This is a genomic window from Streptomyces sp. NPDC040718 (genome assembly GCF_055593565.1).
Genome location: NZ_JBVIXO010000010.1, coordinates 202,750 through 226,247, shown reverse-complemented (window position 1 = coordinate 226,247; position 23,498 = coordinate 202,750). Strand labels below are relative to the sequence as shown.

The 23,498-nt window shown below is 73.6% G+C and carries 20 protein-coding genes, 1 pseudogene and 1 riboswitch; of the genes and pseudogenes, 10 read left to right on the top strand and 11 right to left on the bottom strand.

Annotated features, from left to right (window positions below):
* Positions 1-176: 176 nt before the first annotated feature.
* Positions 177-302, bottom strand: a riboswitch (cobalamin riboswitch).
* 155 nt (positions 303-457) lie between these two features.
* Positions 458-1,537 carry a tRNA (adenosine(37)-N6)-threonylcarbamoyltransferase complex transferase subunit TsaD gene (gene tsaD / locus ACZ597_RS24860; protein ID WP_471334124.1) on the top strand — a complete coding sequence of 360 codons (1,080 nt, stop codon included), beginning with the start codon at positions 458-460 and terminating at the stop codon, positions 1,535-1,537.
* Between the two features lie 84 nt (positions 1,538-1,621).
* Here the strand turns inward: tsaD and ACZ597_RS24855 are convergent, their stop codons facing one another.
* A complete protein-coding gene (locus ACZ597_RS24855) occupies positions 1,622-1,840 on the bottom strand; it encodes a hypothetical protein (protein WP_471333998.1) in 219 nt (72 codons plus the stop codon).
* A gap of 389 nt (positions 1,841-2,229) precedes the next feature.
* Here ACZ597_RS24855 and ACZ597_RS24850 point away from each other — a divergent pair, with 389 nt between their 5' ends.
* The 3 genes from ACZ597_RS24850 (at position 2,230) to ACZ597_RS24840 (ending at position 6,756) form a co-directional block, all read left to right on the top strand.
* Positions 2,230-3,462, top strand: a complete 1,233-nt coding sequence (locus tag ACZ597_RS24850) for an FAD-dependent oxidoreductase (RefSeq protein ID WP_471333995.1) — start codon at positions 2,230-2,232, stop codon at positions 3,460-3,462.
* A gap of 212 nt (positions 3,463-3,674) precedes the next feature.
* Positions 3,675-5,219 carry a lipase family protein gene (locus tag ACZ597_RS24845; protein ID WP_471333993.1) on the top strand — a complete coding sequence of 515 codons (1,545 nt, stop codon included), beginning with the start codon at positions 3,675-3,677 and terminating at the stop codon, positions 5,217-5,219.
* An 85-nt stretch (positions 5,220-5,304) separates the two neighbouring features.
* Positions 5,305-6,756: a proline dehydrogenase family protein gene (locus ACZ597_RS24840; RefSeq protein WP_471333991.1), complete on the top strand. Its 1,452-nt coding sequence runs from the start codon at positions 5,305-5,307 to the stop codon at positions 6,754-6,756.
* A 5-nt stretch (positions 6,757-6,761) separates the two neighbouring features.
* Here ACZ597_RS24840 and ACZ597_RS24835 read toward each other — a convergent pair whose 3' ends face one another.
* Complete coding sequence (locus tag ACZ597_RS24835) at positions 6,762-7,544, bottom strand: lysophospholipid acyltransferase family protein (protein ID WP_471333989.1); 783 nt, start codon at positions 7,542-7,544, stop codon at positions 6,762-6,764.
* Positions 7,545-7,763: 219 nt separating this feature from the next.
* Here ACZ597_RS24835 and ACZ597_RS24830 point away from each other — a divergent pair, with 219 nt between their 5' ends.
* Positions 7,764-8,831 carry a LacI family DNA-binding transcriptional regulator gene (locus tag ACZ597_RS24830; RefSeq protein WP_471333986.1) on the top strand — a complete coding sequence of 356 codons (1,068 nt, stop codon included), beginning with the start codon at positions 7,764-7,766 and terminating at the stop codon, positions 8,829-8,831.
* Here the strand turns inward: ACZ597_RS24830 and ACZ597_RS24825 are convergent.
* From ACZ597_RS24825 to ACZ597_RS24810, 4 genes are all read right to left on the bottom strand, one after another.
* Complete coding sequence (locus ACZ597_RS24825) at positions 8,815-9,525, bottom strand: sulfite exporter TauE/SafE family protein (protein WP_471333984.1); 711 nt, start codon at positions 9,523-9,525, stop codon at positions 8,815-8,817. The genes ACZ597_RS24830 and ACZ597_RS24825 overlap by 17 nt on opposite strands.
* Entirely contained in the window at positions 9,522-10,994 is a 1,473-nt protein-coding gene (locus tag ACZ597_RS24820) for an amidohydrolase family protein (RefSeq protein ID WP_471333981.1), read from the bottom strand. The genes ACZ597_RS24825 and ACZ597_RS24820 overlap by 4 nt, the downstream gene beginning before the upstream one ends.
* Positions 10,987-12,369, bottom strand: a complete 1,383-nt coding sequence (locus tag ACZ597_RS24815) for a uracil-xanthine permease family protein (protein ID WP_471333979.1) — start codon at positions 12,367-12,369, stop codon at positions 10,987-10,989. The genes ACZ597_RS24820 and ACZ597_RS24815 overlap by 8 nt, the downstream gene beginning before the upstream one ends.
* Before the next feature lie 185 nt (positions 12,370-12,554).
* Positions 12,555-13,982 carry an amidohydrolase family protein gene (locus tag ACZ597_RS24810; protein ID WP_471333977.1) on the bottom strand — a complete coding sequence of 476 codons (1,428 nt, stop codon included), beginning with the start codon at positions 13,980-13,982 and terminating at the stop codon, positions 12,555-12,557.
* A 278-nt stretch (positions 13,983-14,260) separates the two neighbouring features.
* On the opposite strand from ACZ597_RS24810, the gene ACZ597_RS24805 reads away from it, so the two are divergent.
* The 4 genes from ACZ597_RS24805 to xdhC all read left to right on the top strand — a co-directional run bounded on the left by ACZ597_RS24805 (position 14,261) and on the right by xdhC (position 19,571).
* A complete protein-coding gene (locus tag ACZ597_RS24805; protein ID WP_469116286.1) occupies positions 14,261-14,527 on the top strand; it encodes a hypothetical protein in 267 nt (88 codons plus the stop codon).
* A 388-nt stretch (positions 14,528-14,915) separates the two neighbouring features.
* Positions 14,916-16,385, top strand: coding sequence for a xanthine dehydrogenase small subunit (locus tag ACZ597_RS24800; RefSeq protein ID WP_471333974.1), 1,470 nt, complete (start codon positions 14,916-14,918; stop codon positions 16,383-16,385).
* Entirely contained in the window at positions 16,382-18,760 is a 2,379-nt protein-coding gene (gene xdhB, locus ACZ597_RS24795) for a xanthine dehydrogenase molybdopterin binding subunit (protein ID WP_471333973.1), read from the top strand. The genes ACZ597_RS24800 and xdhB overlap by 4 nt, the downstream gene beginning before the upstream one ends.
* A 1-nt stretch (position 18,761) precedes the next feature.
* Positions 18,762-19,571, top strand: a complete 810-nt coding sequence (xdhC, locus tag ACZ597_RS24790; RefSeq protein WP_471334122.1) for a xanthine dehydrogenase accessory protein XdhC — start codon at positions 18,762-18,764, stop codon at positions 19,569-19,571.
* A gap of 1 nt (position 19,572) precedes the next feature.
* Here xdhC and ACZ597_RS24785 read toward each other — a convergent pair whose 3' ends face one another.
* From ACZ597_RS24785 to ACZ597_RS24775, 3 genes and pseudogenes are all read right to left on the bottom strand, one after another.
* Positions 19,573-19,875 (bottom strand): protealysin inhibitor emfourin, encoded by a 303-nt coding sequence (locus ACZ597_RS24785; protein WP_471334119.1) that lies wholly within the window; start codon positions 19,873-19,875, stop codon positions 19,573-19,575.
* Positions 19,876-19,877: 2 nt separating this feature from the next.
* On the bottom strand, positions 19,878-21,098 hold the full coding sequence (locus ACZ597_RS24780) for a M4 family metallopeptidase (RefSeq protein WP_471333971.1): 1,221 nt from the start codon (positions 21,096-21,098) through the stop codon (positions 19,878-19,880).
* 226 nt (positions 21,099-21,324) lie between these two features.
* Positions 21,325-22,104 (bottom strand): annotated as a pseudogene (locus ACZ597_RS24775) (SRPBCC family protein); the annotation flags it as partial.
* A 101-nt stretch (positions 22,105-22,205) separates the two neighbouring features.
* On the opposite strand from ACZ597_RS24775, the gene ACZ597_RS24770 reads away from it, so the two are divergent.
* On the top strand, positions 22,206-22,538 hold the full coding sequence (locus ACZ597_RS24770; protein ID WP_471333968.1) for a gas vesicle protein K: 333 nt from the start codon (positions 22,206-22,208) through the stop codon (positions 22,536-22,538).
* A 66-nt stretch (positions 22,539-22,604) separates the two neighbouring features.
* Here the strand turns inward: ACZ597_RS24770 and ACZ597_RS24765 are convergent, their stop codons facing one another.
* Together ACZ597_RS24765 and ACZ597_RS24760 are read right to left on the bottom strand one after the other, a co-directional pair.
* The gene (locus tag ACZ597_RS24765; RefSeq protein WP_471333966.1) at positions 22,605-22,868 is read right to left on the bottom strand and encodes a GlsB/YeaQ/YmgE family stress response membrane protein; all 264 of its coding nucleotides are present in this window, start codon (positions 22,866-22,868) and stop codon (positions 22,605-22,607) included.
* A gap of 78 nt (positions 22,869-22,946) precedes the next feature.
* Entirely contained in the window at positions 22,947-23,435 is a 489-nt protein-coding gene (locus ACZ597_RS24760) for a hypothetical protein (RefSeq protein WP_471333964.1), read from the bottom strand.
* Positions 23,436-23,498: the final 63 nt, after the last annotated feature.

Here is a 23,498-nt window from a genome sequence, read left to right as displayed (position 1 = left end):
GACTTCCGTCTCGCCGTCGTCGCTATGTCTTTATGTCGCCGTGACGCTACAACCCCGCGGGCCTTTGGACCAAGCGGATGAGTCGCTGATCACAGCTTGGGCACCCCGCCACGGAACTCCGGGCGGAGGCGGCGCACATACGACCGGGGCCGCCGAGGGACCCGGTGTCGCGGCCGGGTTGAGGGACCCGGCGGCGTGTGGTGGCCGTCGCTTCCCAGGACCGTTGTCCGGTCCCAGTGCGTATGACGGCGGTCGTTCCCGCTCACCGCTGCGGGGCAGTCCCGGATTCCCACCGGGTTACCTCTTACGACGCATCCCGCCTGGCGGACGGGGCGAACCAGCTGCACCCGCCACCCCAGGCCACGGCGTTCGAGGAGCCTCCGGCACCACGGGTATCTTGTTGCACATTACGTGCAACAGCGAGTCCTGTGTGAAAGGGGCCGGCGTGGCCGCTCCGGTGGTGTTGGGCATCGAGTCCTCGTGTGACGAGACCGGGGCCGGAATCGTGTCCGGCGGGCGGCTCCTCGCCCATGTCGTGGCGTCCAGCATGGACGAGCACGCCCGCTTCGGCGGGGTCGTGCCCGAGATCGCCGCCCGTGCGCACCTCCAGGCGTTCACCCCCGTCGTCCAAGAGGCCCTGGACCGGGCGGGGCTGCGGCCGCGCGACCTCGACGCCGTCGCCGTCACGACCGGGCCGGGCCTGTCGGGCGCGCTCCAAGTGGGGCTCGCCGGGGCGAAGGCGCTCGCGTACGCGGCGGGGGTGCCGCTGTACGGGGTGCACCACCTGGCCGGGCACGTCGCCGCCGACGCCCTGGAGCACGGGCCGCTGCCCGACCCGTGCGTGGTGCTGATCGTGTCGGGCGGGCACACCTCGCTGCTGCTCGTACGGGACCTCGTGCGCGACCCGATCCTGCACCTCGGCGACACCGTCGACGACGCGGCCGGCGAGTGCTTCGACAAGGTGGCCCGGGTGTTCGGACTGCCCTACCCCGGCGGGCCCGCGATCGACCGTGCCGCCCGGGCGGGCGACCCGCGCGCGGTGGCCTTCCCGCGCCCGCTGACCGGGGCGCGCGACGACCCGTACGCCTTCTCCTTCTCCGGCCTGAAGACCGCCGCCGCGCGCTGGGCCGAACGCCACCGGCAGAGCGGCCGGGAGGTTCCGCTGGCCGACGGGGCCGCCTCGCTCCAGGAGGCCGTCGCCGACGTGCTGACCCGCAAGGCGCTGGCCGCCTGCCGGGAGCACGGCGTGCGCACCCTCGTGGTCGTGGGCGGCGTCGCGGCCAACTCGCGGGTGCGGGCCCTGGCGGAGGAGCGGTGCGCGGCGGCCGGCGTGGAACTGAGGGTGCCGCCGCTGACGCTCTGCACCGACAACGGGGCGATGATCGCGGCCGTCGGCGACCTGCTCGTGCGGGCCGGAGCGGATCCGGCGCCGCCGGACGTGTCCATCGACCCGTCCGCCCCCCTGGAGTACGCGGCCCTGAGCCCCGCCGCGCGCCGGACGGCCGCCGCACCGCCCGCGGGCCGATCCGCCCGGTGAGCGCCGGGGCGGCCCGGCACGCGGACACGGCACTGCGCGGACCGTCGGCTCGGCGGTCCGCGCAGTGCCTCGGGCGGTCACCCGTCAGCAGTCGTCGCCGTACCCTCCGCCCCAGTCGTCATCGTCGTCGTACCAGCCGTGGCCGTGGTCGTCGTCCCAACCGCCGCCACCGTGGCTCACGGCGACCGTCTGGGTGGGAACCGCCGCGGAGGCCGTACCCGCCGCGCCGATGGCGGCGCCGCCGGCCATGAGGACTCCGATCGCGGACGCCGCGAAGAGCCGCTTCACTCTCAGTGCTCGCATGGTTCAAAACCCTTCTGGTAACTGCGCCGCTCATACGGCGCGGAGTGCCGTCGGCCTCCTTCCGTCACTTCACGGAGTTCTGCCTTCGCCCGATGAACGTGTGTCGGAGGACGCGTCCGCCGTCAACGCGGCTGTTCGAGCCGCGGACCTGGGGGCCGGATCGCGCTTCCAAGGGCCGTGTGAATCACCGCGGGCGAAAGGCCCGTTCCCGCGATGGCGGCCGTCTCCTGTCCATGCTAGTCACCTACCTGTGGGTCGTCACCTCGGGAGCCGGGGACGCGTCGCGCCACCGGCCACGCCGCTGCCGTTCCCCACCGCCGCCGTGCGGTATACGTCTCCTGGGGCCCGCCGGAATTCCCGCGAAGGGGTGTGCTGCTGCTGTGGCTGCTGTGGAACGCACGACGTGCTGTGTGGTGGGGGGCGGTCCGGCCGGCATGGTGCTGGGGCTGCTGCTGGCCCGGGCCGGGGTCGAGGTGACGGTGCTGGAGAAGCACGGGGACTTCCTGCGCGACTTCCGCGGCGACACCGTGCACCCCTCGACCCTGTCGCTCCTCGACGACATCGGCCTCGCCGAAGGCTTCGCCCGGCTGCCGCAGCGCCGGGTGTCCTCGGTACAGCTGCCCCTCGGCGCGGACCGGTCCCTGGTCACGGTCGGGAACATCGCGGCGCTGCCCGGGAAGTACAACTACATCGCGATGGTGCCCCAGTGGGACCTGCTCGACCTCCTCGCCGACGAAGCCCGCAAGGAACCCTCCTTCCGGCTGCGCATGGACACCGGGGCCACCTCCTTCCTCATGGAGCGCGGCCGGGTCACCGGAGTCCGCTACCGCACCGCAGACGGCCGCACCGGCGAACTGCGGGCCACCCTGACCGTGGCCTGCGACGGACGCGGCTCCCTGGCCCGGGCCCTGCCGGAACTCGGCCTGGAGGGCTTCCCCTGCCCCATGGACGCCTGGTGGTTCCGCCTGCCGCGCCGCGAGGACGACCCCAGCGGGCTCGTCGGCGGCCTGGGCGACCGGTTCTTCACCGCCCTCATCGACCGCGGTGACTACTGGCAGTGCGCGGCGCTGATCCCCAAGGGCACCGACACCGAGCGCCGCGCCGAAGGGCTGGAGCGCTTCATGACCCGCTTCACGGAAGCCGCGCCGTGGCTGGCCGACCGGGCCGGGGCCGTCACCTCCTGGGACGAGGTCAAGCTGCTCGACGTACGCCTCGACCGGCTGCGCCGCTGGCACCGTCCGGGGCTGCTGTGCATCGGCGACGCCGCCCACGCCATGTCGCCCGTCTTCGGCATCGGCATCAACCTGGCCGTCCAGGACGCGGTGGCCGCGGCCCGGCACCTGGTGCGGCCGCTGCGCGGGGGCACCGTGGGGCTGCACGACGTCCGCCGCGTCCAACTGCGCCGCTGGCCCACCACCGTGCTGACCCAGGGCCTCCAACGCCTGGCCCACGCCCAGGTCATCGAACCCCTGTTGGCGGGCCGGACCGCCTTCGGCGACCCCCGCCGCGCCAAGCGCATGACGGAACTGGTCACGGAGTCCCGCTGGCTGAACCGCGTCCCGGCCTACTTCATCGGCTACGGCGCCCTGCGCGAACGGCCCCCGCGGGAATCCCTGCGCTGACCTCCCCGTCAACCGCGGGACGCGGCGTTCATCCCCCGGATCCGGCGAACCGCGGGAGGTGTCGCGGGTGCCCGGATCCCAGCGCCTGCGGGGCGCGCGCCGGCGCTGGGATCCGGGTCGTGCGCCGACGGGCACCCCCGGTGCGCCGGAGGCTCCCGCGTTCGGTGCCACCATGCGTCGCGAACAGCGGTCATGCGACGAGAGGTTGGCACGTGACGTCACAGGCGACCGGGAACCCCGCCCGGCAGCTCTCCGACGGGCACCGGAAGGACGCCCCCGGCAGCGCGAACCCCGGCACCGCCGATTCGGGCACCGCCGATTCGGGCACCTCGAACCGCGGCACCTCGAACCGCGGCACCTCGAACCCCGCCGCCCCGGACGCCGGACCCGCCGCACCGGATCCGGCCGGGACCCGCACCGACGCCGAACTCCTCATCTCCGCCTCCGTGCTGCTGGCCGAAGCCGCCCTGGCCGCCAGGCAGGCAGGAGCCGGCCTCACCGGAGCCCTGACCGGGGCACGCTGTTCCCTGCAGGCCCTGCGCCGCCCCGCCTGGGCCCTCGGCACGGCACTGTCCTGCGTACGCGCCCTGACCAGCCCGGCGGGTCTCGGCTTCGGCGCCAACGGCGGCCCCATCGGCGAAGCCGCCCGCATCGCGGGCACCATGACCCGCCGGCGGCCGGCGGCGGTGGCCATGGCGGTGGACGCCTTCGCCCTGCGCATCGAGGCGGCCACCACGGCCCACCCCAACCTCGACTCCGCCCACGCCCGCAGGCTCACCCGCGCCGTCGTCGCCGGGGACCGGCTCGAAGCCGTCCGCGCCCTGCACGCCCTCGTGGAACGGCTGGGCGTCACCCGCGCCATCACCACCATCAGCCCCGTGGTGATGGAGCTGCTCGCGCTGACCGGACTGCTGGACGAGAACCCCGTCAACGACGAGTTCTCCTGGGTGACCCTCGCGGGCGGCGTCCCCACCACCGACCCGCTCCTCGGCCTGCCCAGCTCCCTGCTCGCGTACCTCAACCCCGGTCCCGGCCGCGCCGAGCGCGCAGACCCGGACCCGATCCTCGCCAAGGTCCTCGGCACCTCCCGCAACGACATCGTCAGCTACGTCAACGACATCGGAGCCCTCGGCAACCACGGACTGGTCCTGCTGCGCCGCGTCGCCTGCGCGGACGGTGCCGTCCGGCACGTGCTGCTGCTCCCCGGAACCAGCTTCGCCCGGCTCCGCAACAGCACCCCGCAGGACCTGGTCGGCGCCTTCGACGGCCTCCTGCGCACCGACACCACCTACACCCGGGCGGCGAAGAAGCTCCTGCTCCGGGCCGGGGTGCCGGCCGGATCGGAGCTGATGCTGGTCGGCCACAGCCTCGGCGGGCTGACCGCGATGAACCTGGCCGCCGACGCGGACGTCTCCTCCGAGTACCGGATCACCCACGTCATCGCGCTCGGCTCCCCGATCGACGGCAAGGTGCCCGCCGACCACACCACCCGCGTCATCAGCCTGGTGAACGAACACGACGTCATCCCGATGCTGGACGGCCGCGGCCCGGCCTCGCCCCACGAGACCCCGGACGGCTGGCTGGAACTGGCCTGGCTTGACGAGACGTACGACTACCCGCTCTCGCACGCCCCGCAGGCCTACTCGGACAGCCTGCGCGGCGAGCTGTCCCCCTACCGCGCACAGGTGAACGCGCTGATCCGGTGCTACGACGGCGACATCACCGCGAACCAGCCGTACAGGCTGCGCGACAGGTGACCCACCCCGTGCCCGCCGCCCCGTACCCACTCCTGTGCCCGCCCCTGCCCGTGCCTTCGCGCGACCCGAGGGAGACCGACCCCCGATGACCACCCCCGCCACCGCCGGGCCGCTGGAGAACGCGGTGTTCGGCGCGGCCATGCTCGCCCACCGCCTGCCCTGGGCGGACGCACCCGCCCGCGCCCTGGGCCTGGACTCGCTGACCCGCGAGGGCGCCGCCCGAGGGGTCCTCGCGCACCTGCGCCGCACCCGGCCCGGGCGTCCGGTCCGGCTCCGCACCCCGTTCGGCACCTTCCTCGTCCCCCTCGGCCCGGCCGAGACTGCCGGACTCCTCGCCGAGGGCGCCGCGTCGCACGCGCTGGGCCCCGCAGTCCGGCTCGACGCCGCCGGACGGCGCCACGGCCTGCACCCCCACGTCCCGCTCCCGCCCGACGCCGTCCCGACCGCCGCCGCGCTCGCCGGAGCGCTGGCCGGGGAACTGGAGCGGGTGGCCGCCGCCCGCCGGGACGACCACGCACTGCCCTGGGAGGCCTGGCGCCCCGGCCTGCTGCGCGCCGCCCGCCGGGTGGTGGCGGGCGCGGCCGCCGCCGACGACACCCTGCTGAGCGAGGTGCTGGCGCGGACGGCCGAAGCCGCGGGAAGCCGCGCGTACGAGGGCCGCGCCGCCGCCCTGAGCCGCCGGCTCGCCCCCTACCTGGCCGACCCGGCCCCGGGCTCCGTCGCCGCCGGCCTGGTCCGCGGCCCGGCGGCCGGGCCCGCCGTCCCCGCCGCCCGCACGGAGGCCGCGCCGCCGGCCGCGGAGGGCGGGCCGGGCGAGGCGCTGGCCCACACCCTGGCCGTGGTCTCGGAGGCGGCCGTCACGACCGCGCTCCAGGCGCTCGCCCTCACGGCCGTCGGCGTACCGGGTGCCGACGGCGGCCCCGCCGCGGCCGTGGCGCTCGCCCTCGGCCGCTTCCCGCCCGTCGAGGCCGCCGTCCACCCGGTGCGGACCCGCTTCGTGTGGGAGGGACTCGCCGTCGACGCCGGGACCGAGATCCTCGCCGCTCCGGGCTGGCTCCAGGACGCCGAGGACAGCGCGGACGGCCCCGGCCCGGGCGTCCCGCGGCACGACGGGCCCTCGCCGCTGTGCGGCTCCGCCACCCGGTGCACGGCCTCCGCCTTCGCCGTGCAGGTCGCCGAGGCCGTCGTCCGGTACTTCACCGATGCCGGGCGGCCGGCCCTGCTGTCCCCGGTCCTCACCCCGGACCGCATCCCGTACGCCCTCGCCCCGCACACCCTGCTGCTCGCCCACCCCGCCCCCGGCGCCGTCCCGCCGGCCGCACGGGCCGCCACCCCCGCCTCGTACGCGGTGCTCGCCCGCGCCGGCGCCGAACGCCTCGACCGGCACGCGCACCGCCTCGCCGCCTGCGCCGCCGAGACGGGGTGGAACGGCGACGAGACCGGCGAACGCTTCCGGGCGCGGCTGCTGGAGCACGCCGAGCGGTGCGGCCGCGCGGCCGCCGACGTCCGCGCGGCCGCCCGCCGCCTCGGAGGCTGAGACGGCTACCGCGCGAGGGCGTCCCGCCGTCCGCGATCCCGCTCGACCATGCCCTGCACCGTGTCCTGCACCTCACCGCACAGCCGCCGGGCGGCCTCCGAGCGGGCGCCGTGGCCCCGGGGCCGTTCGGGCGGCGCGATCGGCTCGCCGACGGTGATCAGCCACTTCACCGGCAGCGGGAAGGGCGAGGTCAGCGGGAAGTAGGGCACGCGCAGCAGCTTCGCCAGGGCCGGCACCTCCCCGAACCTCGGGGAGGACTCCTCCGCCCCGATCACGCTGACCGGGATGATCGGCGCCCCGGTGTGCAGGGAGGCCACGGCGAAGCCCGGGTTGAACGGCTGGAGCCGGTAGCGCTCGCGGAACGGTTTCTCCAGCCCGGAAACCCCCTCCGGGAACACGGCGATCAGCTCACCGTCGCCCAGGCGCTTCATCGCCGCCCTCGGGTCGATGGGCACGGCGCCCTTCTTCGCGGCGTACGGACCCAGCACCGGCAGACCGAAGACGAACGGCGCTGCGAGCACGTGCAAGGACCGCCGCAGCGACCGGACCAGAGCCTTCTGCAGGACGAACGCGTCCAGCCCCCACGCGCCGGAGTGGTTGGAGACGAGCACCGCCGGCCCGTCGGCGGGGATGTTCTCCAGCCCGAGGACGTCCAGTCGGAACCAGTCGTCCATCAGCCATTCGAGCAGCCTCTCCCAGGCGTTCTCCCCGGCGTCCGCGAGCAGCTTCCGCAGGAAGCGGAGCTCACCCCCGGCGACCTCGATGACATCGGCCAAGCTCTCGGACACGGACGCCCCTCTTCCTTCACCGTCTGCGCTGTCAAATCGCCCTTGGAGCAAGGGCTTTCACGGTGAACGGGCGCAATGGCCGTTTGATCACGAGGGCCGTCCGGATTCGTCAATCGGCACTTCGTTCGCCCCTTCCCCTGCTGCCGGGGCTGGAGGACGCCGGGCGGGTCGGCGAAGATGGCACCGTCCCGGCCGATCGAGCGAGGAGCGCCCGCACAGATGTCCAGTCCCGGTTCCGGTACCGGTGCCGCTCCCGCCGGCGGCACCCGCAGACGACCGCCGACGATCGCCGACGTCGCCCGGGCCGCTTCGGTGTCCCCGACGACCGTGTCGCACGCCCTGAACGGGCTGGGCAAGGTCGACCCCCGGACCCGTGAACGCATCAAGCGGACCGCCGCCGAACTCGGGTACCGGCCCAACCTGCGCGCGCAGCGGCTGCGCCAGGGACAGGCCAAGGCCATCGCGCTCGCCTCCTCGATGCCCTTCTCGGTGGCCGCCGGCCCCTCCCGGCTCGGCTTCTACATGGAGATCGCCGCCGCCGCGGCCGAACGCGCCATGATGCACGGCTACGCGCTCGTCCTGGTCCCGCCCGTGCGGTCCGGAGCCGCGCTGCACTCCCTCGACATCGACGGCGCGATCGTGGTCGAGCCCGGTGAGGACGACCCGGCCGTCGCGCAGCTGCGCGAGCGGGGGCTGCCGTACGTCGCGCTCGGCCGCGAGGTGGGCTCGCCCGCGGACGCCCCGTACGTCGATCTGCGCGGCGGCCGGGTCGCCGAACTGCTGCTGGAGCACCTGCGCGAGCAGGGGGCCCGCCGGCCCGCGCTCCTCATCGGCGCGGGCACCCGCCACTCCTCCGTCGACGCCCGCGCCGCGTACGAACGCGCCGCGGCCGCCGGGGGCTGGCCCGCCCTGGTGGCCACCGCCCCCGAGGAGGGCGGCGAGCAGGCCGGGTACGACAGCTGCGCCGCCCTGCTCGCCGAACACCCGGAGACCGACGCCGTGTGCGCCCTCGTGGACGTCTTCGCGGTTGGCGCGGTCCGCGCGATCCGGGACAGCGGCCGGCGCGTCCCCGAGGACGTACTGGTGGCCACCCGGTACGACGGCCCCCGCGCCCGGACCTGCGAACCCCCGCTGACGGCCGTCGACCTCCAGCTGGACCGGGCGGCCACCGACGCCGTGGAACTGCTCCTGGCGCGCCTGCGCGGCGAGGACGCCGCCGTCGCGGGGCCGCCCGAGCCCCGCGTCATCGCGCGGGCCTCCTCCCTGCGCGTCACGGCGCCAGGATGAGCACCGCACCGGAGACGAGCGCGAAGCCCAGGACCAGGGGGCGCATCCGCGCGGCGTCGACCCGGTGGTGCGCCAGCCGGCTCAGCCACGCCCCGGCGGCCAGGGCGGGCAGCAGCAGTACGGCCCAGCCCAGTTGCGCCGGGGTGCCCCGCCCGGTCGCGAGGAGCAGGGCGAGGGAGACCACCTCGCCGATCAGGAAGCACAGGGCGACCGTGGACCGCAGTTCCGCCGGAGGGCGGTGCTGGTAGACCAGGGCCAGCGGCGGACCGCCCACCCCGGTCGCGGTCTCGGTGAGCCCCGTGACGACCCCCGCCCCCACATAGGCCGCCCGGCCGGGCACGAAGGCCGGGGCCGCCAGGCTCACCGCCGCGGCCAGTACGGTGGCCACGCCGACGGCCACGCCGAGCCGCTGCTCCGGCACGGCCCAGAGCAGCGCCAGCCCGCCCGGGGTCGCCGCCAGCCGGGCCGCCGTGATCCATCCCGCGCCCCGCAGGTCCAGTGACCGCCGCTCGCGCCAGGCCACGTACACGTTCAGCGGGATCATCGACGCGAGGACGAACACCGGGAGCAGGGAAGGATCGATCAGCCCGGCCACCGGCGCGACGACCAGCGCGAATCCGAGGCCGCTGGTGCCCTGGACGAACGCGGCGGCCGCCACCACCAGGGCCAGGACCGCCACCGCCTGGGCGCTCACCGTCCGGCGCTCCCGGCCCGGGCCTGCGTGGAGGTGGGGTGGACCCGCGTCACCCCGGCCCGTCCGACCACCTCCGCGGCCAGCTCGGCCGCCCGCTCGACGAGCGCGGAGTCGTCCCAGCCGACGGCCCGGCCCCGCCACATCCGCAGCCGGCCGGCCACGAACACCGCGGTGATCTGGTCGCGGTTCCCGCGCCGGACCAGTTCCCAGGGGAGGTCCCAGGAGGCCCGCATCTCCGGCCCGCTCACGTCGACGAGCAGGAAGTCGGCGGCCGCCCCGGCGGCGATCCGGCCCGTGAGCGCTCCGAGGCCGACGGCGTCGGCACCGCCCGCGCCCCCGCGGTCCAGCCAGGACCAGCCCGCGCCGCAGGAGGAGTCCCCGGTGGCCAGGCCGTAGGCGAGGCGCTGGGCGAACTCGGCCGCATCGGCGAGGCGGAACGCGTCGCCCCGGGTGCCGTCCGTGCCGAGGCCGAAGCGGATCCCGCGTTCGGCCATGGTGGTCGCCGGTGCCACGGCGTTGCCCTTCCAGGCGCTGGCGACCGGGTTGTAACTGACCGCGGTGCCCGTGTCGGCGAGCATGGTCAGCTCGGACGGGGTGACCAGGGTGGTGTGCGCGGCCAGCAACTGCGGTCCCAGGGCGCCGGCTTCGCGCAGGTACTCCAGGGGGCGCAGCCCGTGCCGGACGAGGGAGCCTTCGACGGCGGCGAGGTGCTCGTTCACGTGGATCTGGACGACGGTGCCCGCTTCGGCGGCGAGCCGGGCGGTGTCCCGCAGCGTCGTCGCCGTGGCGGCGTCGGGGACGGAGACCGCGAGGGAGGGGTGCACCAGCTCCGTGCCGGCGTACCGGGCGAGGTGCTTCTCGGCGGCGGCCAGGGCGGTGGTCCCGTCGGCGCGGCCGGCGCCGTCGGCGTCGTTGCAGACGAGCCCCAGCACACAGCGGATGCCGGCCCCGGCGGTGGCGGTCGCCACGGCGTCGAGGTCCACCGGGGCGCGGGTGCCCGCGTCGGCGACGGTGGTGAACCCGCCCCGCAGGGATTCCAGCGCGGCCAGCTTCGCGGCCACGTGCGCCGATTCCTCGTCCAGGGCGCCCTCCAGGGGGACCCACACGCGTCTGAAGATCTCGGAGGGTTCCCCGAAGGCCAGGGCCGCGCCGAAACTCTGCGTCAGGTGGTGGTGCGCGTCCACGAACCCGGGCATCAGGACGTGTCCGGGCAGCCGGACCGGGGTCAGGCCGGGGTGCTCGCGTTCCAGCAGGGCGGCCGGCCCGACGGCCAGGAAGGCGCCGTCGGCGACGACGGCCGCGTAGCGCTCCATCAGCCCCTCGGGTGTCATCACGAGCGCGGGGGCGATCAGTTGTACGTCGGCGTCCAGCCGGTGGGGGGCCGGCGGGCCGTCCGCGGCCGGAACGTGGGTGGCGCTGTCGTACGTCATGGGGTCGGTCATCTCGTCCTTCGCGTAAGGGTCAGGCATGGGGCAGGGGGCGGGGGCCGCCCGCGTCGACGGGGGAGTGGGCGGGCCGCGCGGCGCGGCCGGCGGGCAGCCGGGGCCGTACGTGGTGGAAGAGGACGTTGAGGACGGCGGCGGTGAACGCGCCCACGGCGACGCCGCTTTCGAGCAGGATCCGCGCGCCGGACGGCAGCCCCGCGTAGACACCGGGGACGAGGATCGGCAGCAGGCCCAGGGCGATGGCGACGGCGCAGATGAACGCGTTGGAGTGCCGGTCGAGTTCGGCCCTGCCGAGCATCTGGACGCCGAGCACGGTGATGACCGCGAAGACCACCATGGCGGTGCCCCCGACCACGGCGGACGGGATGACGCTGATGGCGCGGATGACCGGGGCGAGGAAGCCGATGGCGACGAGCACCACGCCGGCGGCCGCGGTGACGAACCGGCTGCGCACGCCGGTGACCCGGACGATGCCGATGTTCTCGCCGCTGGTCACCATCAGCGGCAGCCCGAGGAAACCGGCGAGGAGCGAGACGAGGGCGTCACCGCGGATGGTCCTCGGCACGTGCGTGCGCGTATCGATCTCCTTGCCGACGGTCTCGGCGTTGATGACGGTCTGGCCGGTGGCCTCCGCCATGGAGGCCAGGCCGTACAGCATCAGGGGCAGCGCGGCGACGAGGTGGAACTCGGGCGTGCCGAACGGCATGAGCTGCGGGGCGCTCAGGATCCCGCCGCCGGTGACGCCGCCGAAGTCGAGCCGTCCGAGGGCGAAGGCCAGCACGCTGCCGGCGATCAGGCCCAGCATCACCGCGAGTTGCCGCAGTACGCCGGTGAACAGCCAGTAGAGGGCGACGGTGAAGCCGATCGTCGCCAGTCCGAGTGCCAGGTTCGCGGGGTCGGCGAAGCCGGGCTGTCCGGGACGGCCGGTGACGAGCAGCGCGCCGACCTTCACCAGGTTGACCCCGACGATGACGATCATCGTGCCGATGACGAGGGTGGGGAAGAACCTGAGGAGGCGGGAGAAGACCGGCAGGACGACGAAGTAGAAGGCCGCGCTGATGATCACCGCTCCGGTGGCGGTGCGTACGCCGTGCTCCTCGGCTATGGCCAGGAAGAGGATCAGCGGGGCCCCGCCGGGCAGCATGACGAAGGGCAGCCGGGGCCCGAACTTCCAGGGGCCCAGCGACTGGATGAGCGAACCGATCCCGGAGAGCACGAAGGCCGCCGAGAGCAGGTTCACGGTGAGTCCGGGATCGAGGTGGAGGGTCGCGCTCATCAGGAAGATCGCCGAGACGGGCGTGGCCGCCATGACGAGGACGTGCTGGACACCGAACAGGAGGATCCGGCTCAGTGGGCGGGACTGGTCCACGGGGTGGGGGAGAGTGCTGGGACTGGACACGTTCGAGCTCCGTTCGGCTCGCTCCGGCGTTGGCCGCGATCCGGCTCCGAGAAGGCGCCAAATCGATTTGGCCAAATCGATTTGGCCGCCAGTATGTGAGCGCCGTGAAGGTCCGTCAAGGGTTGCGGACGCATCGGTTCCAGGGTTTCCGGCGAGGACAACTCCCCGCCCTCCCCGCCCGCCGGTCAGGCCGTGCGCAGGCGCGTGGCGGCCGCCTCGGCCTCCCGTACGACGCGGTCCGTGTCGACGTCGACCAGCCGGCCGCCGAGCTTCAGCGCGCGCCCGTCCACGAACACGGCGTCGACGTTCTCGGGCCGCCCGTTGAAGACGATCTGGCCGACCCAGTCGAAGCGCGGGGCGAAGTTCAGGGCGGCCGGGTCGACGACCACGACGTCGGCCCGTTTGCCGGGGGTCAGGGAGCCCACCCGGTCCGAGACGCCGAGGGCCTCGGCGCCGCCCAGGGTGGCCATCCGCAGCACGTCCGGCACCTGCGGGAAGACCCCGGCCCGCGTGGTGCGGACGCGTTGCAGGCCGACGGCCGCCTTCATCAGAGCGTGGAAGTCCGAGCTGTCGTTGGTCCCGCCGTCCAGGCCGAGTCCGACCTTGACGCCCCTGCCCGCCAGGTCGGACAGCCGCATGATGCCGGAGGCCAGCCGCATGTTGCTGAGCGGGCAGTGGGCCGCGCGCACGTCGTGCTCCGCCACGGCGGCGATCTCCGCGTCCGTCAGGTGGATCGCGTGGTTGATCAGCAGCCGCGGGCCCATCGCGCCGATGTCGGTGAGGACCCCGATCGGGTCGTCGGCGCGCTGCTCGGGCCGTTCCAGGACGTGGGAGTTGAGCATGACCCCCAGCTCCTGGGCGGCTTCCCAGTGGGCGCGGTTGTGGGACTCGACGGCCCGCGCCGCGTGCGTGGCGACCTGGAAGGAACCCAGCGGCACCGGGTCGACGAGCTCCCTCTTCACCTTCGTCAGCAGTACCGCGTCGGGCGCCGGCGGGTACATGGCGTAGGTGAACCGCAGCCCGGTGCCGGCCAGGGCCCGTACGTAACTCTCGACCAGGTCGTACGAGAAGATGTCCACCCAGTCCACCAGCGTCGTCACGCCCGACTGGACGGCGTCCAGGGCGGCGAGCCGCACGATGCTGTGGAGGGCCGCCGGCGTCAGGCGGCCGCGCTGGGGGTCGGTACACCCCTGGAACCAGCCGAACAGGTCCCGGTCGGTGCACCCGCCGCGGATCGCCGCCTGCCAGAGGTGGTTGTGGGTGTCGACGAACCCGGGCATCACCAGCTTTCCCGAGGACTCCACCACCCAGGTCCCGGGCGGTGTCCGCAGCGCCGGGCCGACGGCGGCGATCGCACCGTCCCGCATCAGCACGTCCGCGTTCTCGACGGCGCCGAGGGGGCCGGTGCCGATGCCGGGGTCCATGGTGAGCACCAGGGCGGCCGCGCGGAGCAGGACGGTGCGGCCGCCCTGGACGGCCTGCCGGGAGGACCGGTCGCGCTGTGCGGGGCGGGCTGCGGCGCCGAGGACGAGCGGGGCGGCGGCGGCCAGGCCGAGGCCGGCGAGGAGATCGCGGCGGCTGGGGACCGAGGACTGCGTGGGGGCTGACTGCATGGCGTGTTGCCTCCCGAGGACTCAGAACGGAAGGCCCGCCCGGGACCGATGGCGGACGTCGGGCCGGGGCGGGAGATTATCCGCAGCATTCCCAGCGAACGGTCATTCGATAGGCGTCAGTGGAAAACTTTTTCCACAGCGGCCTTCCGGCCGTCATGTTTCCGCCGACACATCGTCATCCCCCGTACAGTCACGGCCCGCGCGCCCGGCCCGCCCGCCGCCCGCCTCCCCGGCCGCGCCTCTGAGCGCGCGGCGGGCCCGGTCACTAGCCTGACCCCATGACACCCGCCGCCCGCCCCGCCCCCGACCGGTACACCGTCGTCCTGCGCCCCGGCCCGCCCGGCGCCCAGGACGCCAAGGGCCACGACGCGGTCCTGCGCACCGCCCGGGTCGAGGCCACCGGTGCCACCGGCGTCTCCGGCTACCCGCGCTACGAGGGCGACGGGGTCCAGGCCGAGATCGATCCCGAGAGCCGGGCCGTCGAGGCCGTCACCGTGGACGGCGAGGAGCTCCCGTACGGCTGGATCGCCCAGCTGGCCGACTGACCCTCCGGCGAACGCCGGGGGACCGGCGCGGGGGTCCGTACGTGGTGGCTTGACCGATGGACCTGCGGCGACGTAGCTTCTGCCCGACCGGCTCGTGAGTCACGGAAGGAGGCGAAGTCGGATGTCGACCCTCTCCGCACTGCTCCGCCTCGCTCACCAGGTCGCCTGGGCTCCGGGCCGTGTAGCACACGGCTGCTGAACAGCCTCCGTTCCGGCGTGCCCGATTGCGGCCCCGGCTCCCCTTTCGATTTTCTGTCACCGCCTGTGGCACGCCGTCGCGTGCCCATGCGCGCTCTCCGGGTCCCTCCGGGCGCGCCACCGAACAGAAGGCTCCTGAAATGGCGACTAGGACAACCAGCCCCACCGCCTCCCGAAACGAGGACCTGCCGTGGTAGCGGCGCGGATCACGGTCAACGGCGAGGAATCACCGATCGCGCCCGCGGCGCCCCACACCACCGTGCTGGACTTCCTGCGCGAACGCGGCCTCACGGGCACCAAGGAGGGCTGCGCCGAGGGCGAATGCGGCGCCTGCTCCGTCCTCGTGGCCCGCCCCGGCGTGGACAAGCCCACCGACTGGGTGGCGGTCAACGCCTGCCTGGTCCCGGTCGCGGCGCTCGACGGGCAGGAGCTCGTCACCTCCGAAGGCCTCGCCACCCCCGGCGCCCCCGGCACCCCGCCCGCGCTGCACCCCGTACAGGAGGAGATGGCGGTCCGCGGCGGCTCCCAATGCGGCTACTGCACACCGGGATTCATCTGCAGCATGGCCGCCGAGTACTACCGGCCCGGCCGCTGCGCCCACCCGGAACCGGCCGACGGCGCCGACCCCGACCCCGAGCACGGCCCGAACGGCTTCGACCTGCACTCGCTCAGCGGCAACCTGTGCCGCTGCACGGGCTACCGCCCCATCCGCGACGCCGCGTACGCGGTCGGCGCCCCCGCCGCGGACGACCCTCTGGCCCTGCGCCGCGAACAGGCCCCACCCGCCCCGGCCGCCACCGAATACACCCGGGACGACAGCGCGTTCCTCCGCCCGGGCACCCTCGCCGAGACCCTGCGGCTGCTGCGCGACCGGCCCGAAGCGGTCGTGGTCGCCGGCAGCACCGACTGGGGCGTGGAGGTGAACATCCGCGCCCGCCGCGCCGATTGCGTCGTCGCCGTCGACCGGCTGCCCGAACTGCGGGAACTGCGCGTCGAATCCGACTCCATCCTGATCGGCGCGGCCCAGACCCTCACCGAGATCGAACGCCGGCTCGACGGCGGCGTCCCGCTGCTCGCGGAACTCTTCCCGCAGTTCGCGTCCCGGCTCATCCGCAACAGCGCCACCCTCGGAGGCAACCTGGGCACCGGCTCGCCCATCGGCGACACCCCGCCGGTGCTGCTCGCGCTGGAGGCCTCGGTGCTGCTCGCCGACGCCGACGGGGAGCGCGAGGTCCCCCTCGCCGACTACTTCACCGGCTACCGGCAGAGCGTCCGCCGCCCCGGCGAACTGATCCGCGCGGTGCGCGTCCCGCTGCCCCTGTCACCCGTCACCGCCTTCCACAAGATCGCCAAGCGGCGCTTCGACGACATCTCCAGCGTGGCCGTCGCCTTCGCCCTCGACATCGAGGACGGCATCGTCCGCAAGGCGCGCATCGGCCTCGGCGGCGTGGCAGCCACCCCGATCCGCGCCCTCGCCACCGAGGCGGCCCTGGAGGGCCGGCCCTGGTCGGCGGAGACCGCCCGGGCCGCCGCCGGGATCCTGCGCGCCCAGGGCACCCCGATGGACGACCACCGCGCCAGCGCCGAGTACCGCTCCGCGATGCTCGGCCAGAGCCTGCTGAAGCTGTACGCACAGAACCCCGAGGCGGTGTCGTCATGAGTCACCTGTCCGAACGCCCCCAGAAGCCCGCGGTCGGCCTCCCGCTGCCGCACGAGAGCGCGAACCTGCACGTCACCGGCGCCGCGCTCTACACCGACGACCTGGTCCACCGCACCAAGGACGTCCTGCACGCCCACCCGGTCCAGGTCATGAAGGCCCGCGGCAGGATCACCGCGCTGCGCACCGGGCCCGCGCTCGCCGTCCCCGGCGTGGTCCGCGTACTGACCGGGGCCGACGTGCCCGGCGTCAACGACGCCGGCATGAAGCACGACGAGCCGCTCTTCCCCGACGAGGTCATGTTCCACGGCCACGCGGTGGCCTGGGTGCTCGGCGAGACCCTGGAGGCGGCCCGGCTCGGAGCGGCGGCCGTCGAGGTGGAACTCGACGAACAGCCCTCCGTGGTCACCCTGGAGGAGGCGATCGCGGCCGGCAGCTTCCACGGCGCCCGGCCCGAGATGCTGACCGGCGACGTCGAAGCGGGCTTCGCCGACTCCGCGCACGTCTTCACCGGCGAGTTCCGCTTCTCCGACCAGGAGCACTTCTACCTGGAGACCCACGCGGCGCTCGCCCACGTCGACGAGGCCGAGCAGGTGTTCGTCCAGAGCAGCACCCAGCACCCCTCGGAGACCCAGGAGATCGTCGCCCACGTACTCGGCCTGCACAGCCACGAAGTGACCGTGCAGTGCCTGCGGATGGGCGGCGGCTTCGGCGGCAAGGAGATGCAGCCCCACGGGTTCGCGGCCATCGCCGCGCTCGGCGCCAAGCTGACCGGCCGGCCGGTGCGACTGCGGCTCAACCGGACCCAGGACCTCACCATGTCCGGCAAGCGCCACGGGTTCCACGCCGAATGGAGGATCGGCTTCGACACCGAGGGCCGCATCCAGGCCCTGGACGCCACCCTGACGGCGGACGGCGGCTGGAGCCTGGACCTCTCCGAACCGGTCGTGGCCCGCGCACTGTGCCACATCGACAACACCTACTGGATCCCCAACGCACACGTCCGCGGCCGCATCGCCAAGACCAACAAGGTCTCCAACACCGCCTTCCGAGGCTTCGGCGGACCGCAGGGCATGCTGGTCATCGAGGACATCATGGGCCGCTGCGCCCCGCTGCTCGGCCTCGACCCCAAAGAACTGCGCGAACGGAACTTCTACCGGCGGGGCCAGTCCACCCCCTACGGGCAGCAGGTGGCCCAGCCCGAACGGATCTCCGCCGTCTGGGAGCAGGTCAAGGAGAACGGCCGCCTCGCCGACCGCGAACGCGAGATCGCGGCCTTCAACGCCGCACACCCGGACACCAAGCGGGCGCTCGCGCTCACCGGCGTCAAGTTCGGCATCTCCTTCAACCTCACCGCCTTCAACCAGGGCGGCGCACTGGTGCTGATCTACAAGGACGGCTCCGTCCTGATCAACCACGGCGGCACCGAGATGGGCCAGGGCCTGCACACCAAGATGCTCCAGGTGGCCGCGACCTCCCTCGGCATCCCGCTGCACAAGGTGCGCCTCGCGCCGACGCGGACGGACAAGGTGCCCAACTCCTCGGCCACCGCCGCCAGCGCCGGGGCCGACCTCAACGGTGCGGCCGTGAAGAACGCCTGCGAGCAGCTGCGCGAGCGGCTGCTCCAGGTCGCCGCCACCCAGCTCGGCGCGAACGCCTCCGACGTGCGGATCGTCGAGGGCGTCGCACGCGTCGTGGGCGGTGACAAGGAGCTGGACTGGGACGACCTGGTGCGCACCGCGTACTTCCAGCGGGTCCAGCTGTCGGCGGCCGGCTTCTACCGGACCGAGGGCCTGCACTGGGACCCGAAGTCCTTCCGGGGTTCCCCGTTCAAGTACTTCTCCCACGGCGCCGCCGCGGCCGAGGTGGAGGTGGACGGTTTCACCGGCGCGTACCGCATCCGGCGGGTGGACATCGTGCACGACGTCGGCGACAGCCTGTCCCCGATGATCGACATCGGTCAGGTCGAAGGCGGCTTCGTCCAGGGCGCGGGCTGGCTGACGCTGGAGGACATGCGCTGGGACACCGGCGACGGTCCGAACCGCGGCCGGCTGCTGACCCAGGCCGCCAGCACCTACAAGCTGCCGAGCTTCTCGGAGATGCCCGAGGAGTTCAACGTCACCCTGCTGAAGAACGCCACCGAGGAGGGCGCGGTCTACGGGTCCAAGGCGGTCGGCGAGCCCCCGCTGATGCTGGCCTTCTCGGTCCGGGAGGCGCTGCGGCAGGCCGCCGCGGCGTTCGGGCCCGCCGGAGCCAGTGTGGAACTCGCCTCGCCCGCGACGCCGGAGGCCGTGTACTGGGCGATCGAATCCGCCCGTCGCGGCGACGCGCGCGGCGGCGGGACCCCGGCCGACACGAGCGTTCTGAGCAATGTCTGACATGACCTGGGTGGCCGCGGTCGCGCGGTTGCGGGCCCGCCGGGAACCCGGCGCGCTCGTGACCGTCGCGGCCGTGCGCGGCCACGCGCCCCGCCGGGCCGGCGCCAAGCTCGTCGTGGGCCGGACCGGGACCTGGGGCTCGATCGGCGGCGGCAACATCGAGGCCGTCGCCATCGACCGGGCCCGCGAGGTGATCGGCACGCCGGATCCGGAGCCCGAGCTGATGGATTTCGCCCTCAACGACAAGGTCACCGGCCCGCACGGCGTGCAGTGCTGCGGCGGGGCGGTCAGCGTACTGCTCGAACCGCTGCCGGTGGTCCCGGCGGTGGCCGTCTTCGGCGTCGGGCACGTCGGCATGGAGCTGGCCCGGATCCTGGCCCGGCACGACCTCGATCTGCACCTGATCGACACCCGTCCCGGCCAACTCGCCGAGGAACGGCTCGCGGTGCTCGCGGACGCGGTGGCACAAGTCCATGTGCACCACGTCCCGCTGCTGCCGGAGGAGGTGCTCGGGGAGCTGGCGCCCGGCACGCACGTCCTGATCATGACGCACGACCACGCGGAGGACGCCGCCCTGTGCGACGCCGCCCTGCGCACCCCCGGTCTCGGTTCGATCGGACTGATCGGCTCGGCCGCGAAATGGGCGCGGTTCCGCCGGCGCCTGGAGACCGAGGGGGGCCACGACACGGCCGCCATCGACCGGATCAAGACCCCGATCGGCCTGACCGAGATCACCGGCAAGGAACCCGCCGTCATCGCCGTCGGCGTCGCGGCGGACCTGCTGCGGACCTTCGAGCGGGACGCCGGCTGAGTCACGCCTGCGCGAAGTGGTCCCGGAGCCAGGCGAGGAGGGCCGCGAAGGCGGGGGACATGGCGGCGTCCGACTGTTCGAGCACCGTCGAGCGGCCGCCCTCCTCCACCGTGATCGAGTAGCCCATCGCGTCCCTCGCGCGACCCGTGTCCCGCGGCGGGGGCGCCGCCGCGGCCGCGGCCACCAGCCGCTCCAGCTCGGCCGCGGCGCCCTCGGGCAGGGCGGCCGAGTCCAGTACGTCGGGCGGGCGACGGAGGTTGGCCGCCGCCGCCAGCCCGCCGTACGACTCCAGGACCACCTTCATCGTCACCTGGAGCCCTTCACCTTCAGGGCGGCCACTTCCTTGGCCAGCCCCGTCACCTTGTCGCCGAGCGTGGCGATCTGCCGGGTCAGGGCCGCGAGGTCGGCCTCACGGCCCGCGCCGCCGTGCCCGTTGACCGCGAACGACCGCGGCTGGCTGAACCCCGGCGGGACCCCGGTGATCTGGATCTCCACCTCGCGCCAGCCCGCCACCACGGCCGCCTGCTCGGGGCTGCCGCCGCCGAACAGCCTGCCGGCCTGCTGGAAGGTCATGTCCGCGAAGTCCTGGAACGTGTCCCGGGGGCGGGAGGCCCTGAGCGCCTCGTACCAGATCCGGCCGGTGAGCTCCCACGCGAACCCGCCGATGCCGACGGCCGTCATGAAGAACGCCTTGTTCGGGATGCCGGAGTTGATGTGCACCCCGCCGTTGTCCCCCCTCGGGGTGTCGGGCAGGTGCGCGAACCTGCTCATCCGGTCGGGCTGCGGGTCCTTCCCCACCAGCGGGTTGTCGTACGCGGTCCCCGGTGCCTTCATGGACCGCAGGGCGTCGCCCTCGATCCCCGGCGTCCACACCTCGGCCCCGATCAGCCAGTCGGCCTCCTCGGCCGTCTGCTTCAGCGACCACTGCTTGACCAGCGATCCGAAGACGTCCGCCATGGACTCGTTCAGGGCACCGGACTGGTTGTGGTACTCGAACCGCGAGGTGTGATCGACGACTCCGTGCGTCAACTCGTGGCCGGCCACGGTCAGGGACGCGGCGAGGTTGCCGAGCACCACCCCGTCCCCGTCGCCGAAGAGCATCTCGCTGCCGTCCCAGAACGCGTTGTTGACCCTGCGGCCGAAGTGGACGAATGCGTTCAGACGCATGCCCCGGTCGTCGATCGAATTGCGCTGGAACGCTTCCTTGTAGAAGTCCCGGGTCAGGCCGAGCGACTCGAACGCCTGGTTCACGGCCTCGTCCAGGGACTCCGGTCCGTCCTCGGACCTGGCCATGACGGCCTCGGAGAGGTCTTCGCTCTGCTCCGAGTCGAAGATGGTGCGCCGGGCGTCGCCGGGCGTGGCGGTAAGGCCGGTGAGGCCGGAGCGCAGGGACCGTTCGCCCCGCAGGCGAGCCGTGGTCAGAAGGGTGTCCAACGCCGCCTGCCGGACCTCGCCGTCCCCGCTCTCCATGAGCTTTTCGAGGAGGTACGGCGGGATGATGCAGTTGATCGGTCGGGTCCTACTCATGGGGCACCTCCTGGGCGAGAGGACCAACGGTTGAGGGTTCATCGTTTTCGCCGCAGGATTTGAGGTATATCGGTACGCAGACAGGCCCTTGACGGTTCAACTGACCAGCGGAGGGCGAAGCGTTGGCGCCGGCCAGCCCTGATTCCCACGGCGGGGCCACGCTGATACCACCAGTCTGCTGCCGCCCGTAGCGGCTGGCAAACGCTCCGGCCCCGCCTGGCGCACGCTACCCGTGCGCCACGTGCCCGACGGCTGCCGCGAGGCCGGACTCAGCGCCGGCGGCTCCGGTGCGGCGAGGGGCCCCGGCTTCTTCTACGCCGCCCTCTTCGTCCTCGTACGCGTCCTCCTGCTCGTAGTCCTCGTCCTGCTCGTAGTCCCCGTCCTCTTCGGCAGGCTCCCCGGCCGAGGCTTCCTCCTCCTCCAGGGCTTCCTCGTGGGTGACCACGACCTCGCCGTCCTGGATCTCTCCGCGCCAGCCCTCGGGCTCGTCGTCGGAGAGGGCGACGAACCGGTCGAAGTTCTTCAGGTCCAGACGCATGCGGCGGCCCTGCGCCCGCCAGAGGTTGCCGGTCCTCTCGAAGAGCCCGGCGGGGTAGTACTCGACGACCAGGAGGATCCGGGTCAGGGACGGACCGAGCTCGTGGAAGCTCACGCAGCCGCGCGTGGTCCCCTTGGGCCCGTCGGAGGTCCAGACGATCCTCTCGTCGGGCACCTGCTCCTGGACCGTGGCCTTCCAGTTGCGTGTGGAGGGTCCCACCTTGACCTTCCAGTCGGAGGTCGTGTCATCGCCCTGCGAAACGCTGCGCACTCCCTTCGCGAAGCTGCTGAAGTCCTCGTACTGGGTCCAGTGGTCGTAGGCGGTGCGCAGCGGTACGCCCACGTCCCACGACTCGACGATGTTGATGGCCCCGGCGCTGCTCTTGCGACCCTTGCCCTTCCCCTTGCCGCCCAGCAGGCCGGCGCCCAGGTCCGTCACCTTGTCCTTGAGACCGCCCAGGGCCTGCCCCGAACCTCCGTCGGCCCCTCCGGGCGGGGCACGAGCAGCCGTGACCGCCGAACGCCCCGCGCCCGCCGCGCCCCCCGGACCTCACGGCCGTCGGCGACACCATGGCCGACGCCTTCCGCCTGCTCCGGGCACCGCCCGCGGCACCCGGAGAACCCCGGACGCCGGCCCGCCGCGTCCGCACCGGCCCCGAGACCGCGGGGGAGGACCTCCTCAAGCTCGTCCTCACCCTCGTGGAACTCCTGCGCCAGCTCATCGAACGCCAGGCCCTGCGCCGGGTCGACGCCGGAGACCTCACCGACGAGCAGGAAGAGGAGCTGGGGGCCACGCTGCTCGCGCTGCACGACCGCATGACCGAGCTGTGCGCCGAGCACGGATACGCCCTGGAGGACCTCAACCTCGACCTGGGCCCCCTCGGCCCGCTCCTCGAACCCTGACGACGAAGGCCCCGCCCGTCGAGGGGCGGGGCCTTCACCAGGGGCCGGACTCACCCGGGCCCTCCGTCACCGCGTGGCGCGGCTGAACAATCGGAAGACGCCGAGCAGGACGAGCGAGCCGACGATGGCGGCGATCCAGGTGGAGATCTCGAAGAACCCGTCGATGGAGTCGACGCCGAATATCACCTTGCCCAGCCATCCTCCGAGCAGTCCGCCCGCGATTCCGATGAGTATGGTGACGATGATTCCGCCCGGGTCCCTCCCCGGCATCAGCATTTTGGCGATGATGCCCGCGAGCAGCCCGATGAGGATCCAAGCAATTATGCCCATGGCGCCTTCTTCGTCTCGTGGCGTGAAGTCGTGGTCAATTGCGCTTCTACACCGTAGAAGCGATTTCAAACCTGGAATTCACCGGCCCAGCGGGACCACGGCCACCGGGGCGGTGCCGTGTCGGATCACCACGTACCACCGGCCGCCGGGCCGCGCCGGCAGCGTCCAGCGACACCGAGCCGAGCAGGAACCCGGCCACCCTGCCCGTACCGCGCGTGGGTGAGCCGTCCACGCCCACCAGCACCGGGGCTTCCATGGCATCCGCCGGTGCCGTCTACAACGCGGCCCGCAGCACGCGCCGCAGCGCGAACCGAGCCCCCGGGGGAGCAGGCCCGCCGCGTCGCGGACGAGGGGGGTGGTGAGGCGGTCCGCCGCGTTGAGCACGGCGGCGGCGGTCCACCCCTTGTGGCACAGGCTGCCCCGGTTGGCGGGGAAGGCCGGGTCGGGGCGGGCGGCGACCGCGCCGCGCGCCCCGGTGAGCAGGGTCCCGCACTGCAGGGCGCAGTAGGGGCAGTGGGTGGCCGTGGCCGGTTCGGGTGAGGGGGGAGGGAGCTCGGGATCGGTCATGTGGAGCGCACGTCCGTCCGGGGAGTCGCATAACGGACAAAAGGGAGACGGAATCGGCATTTC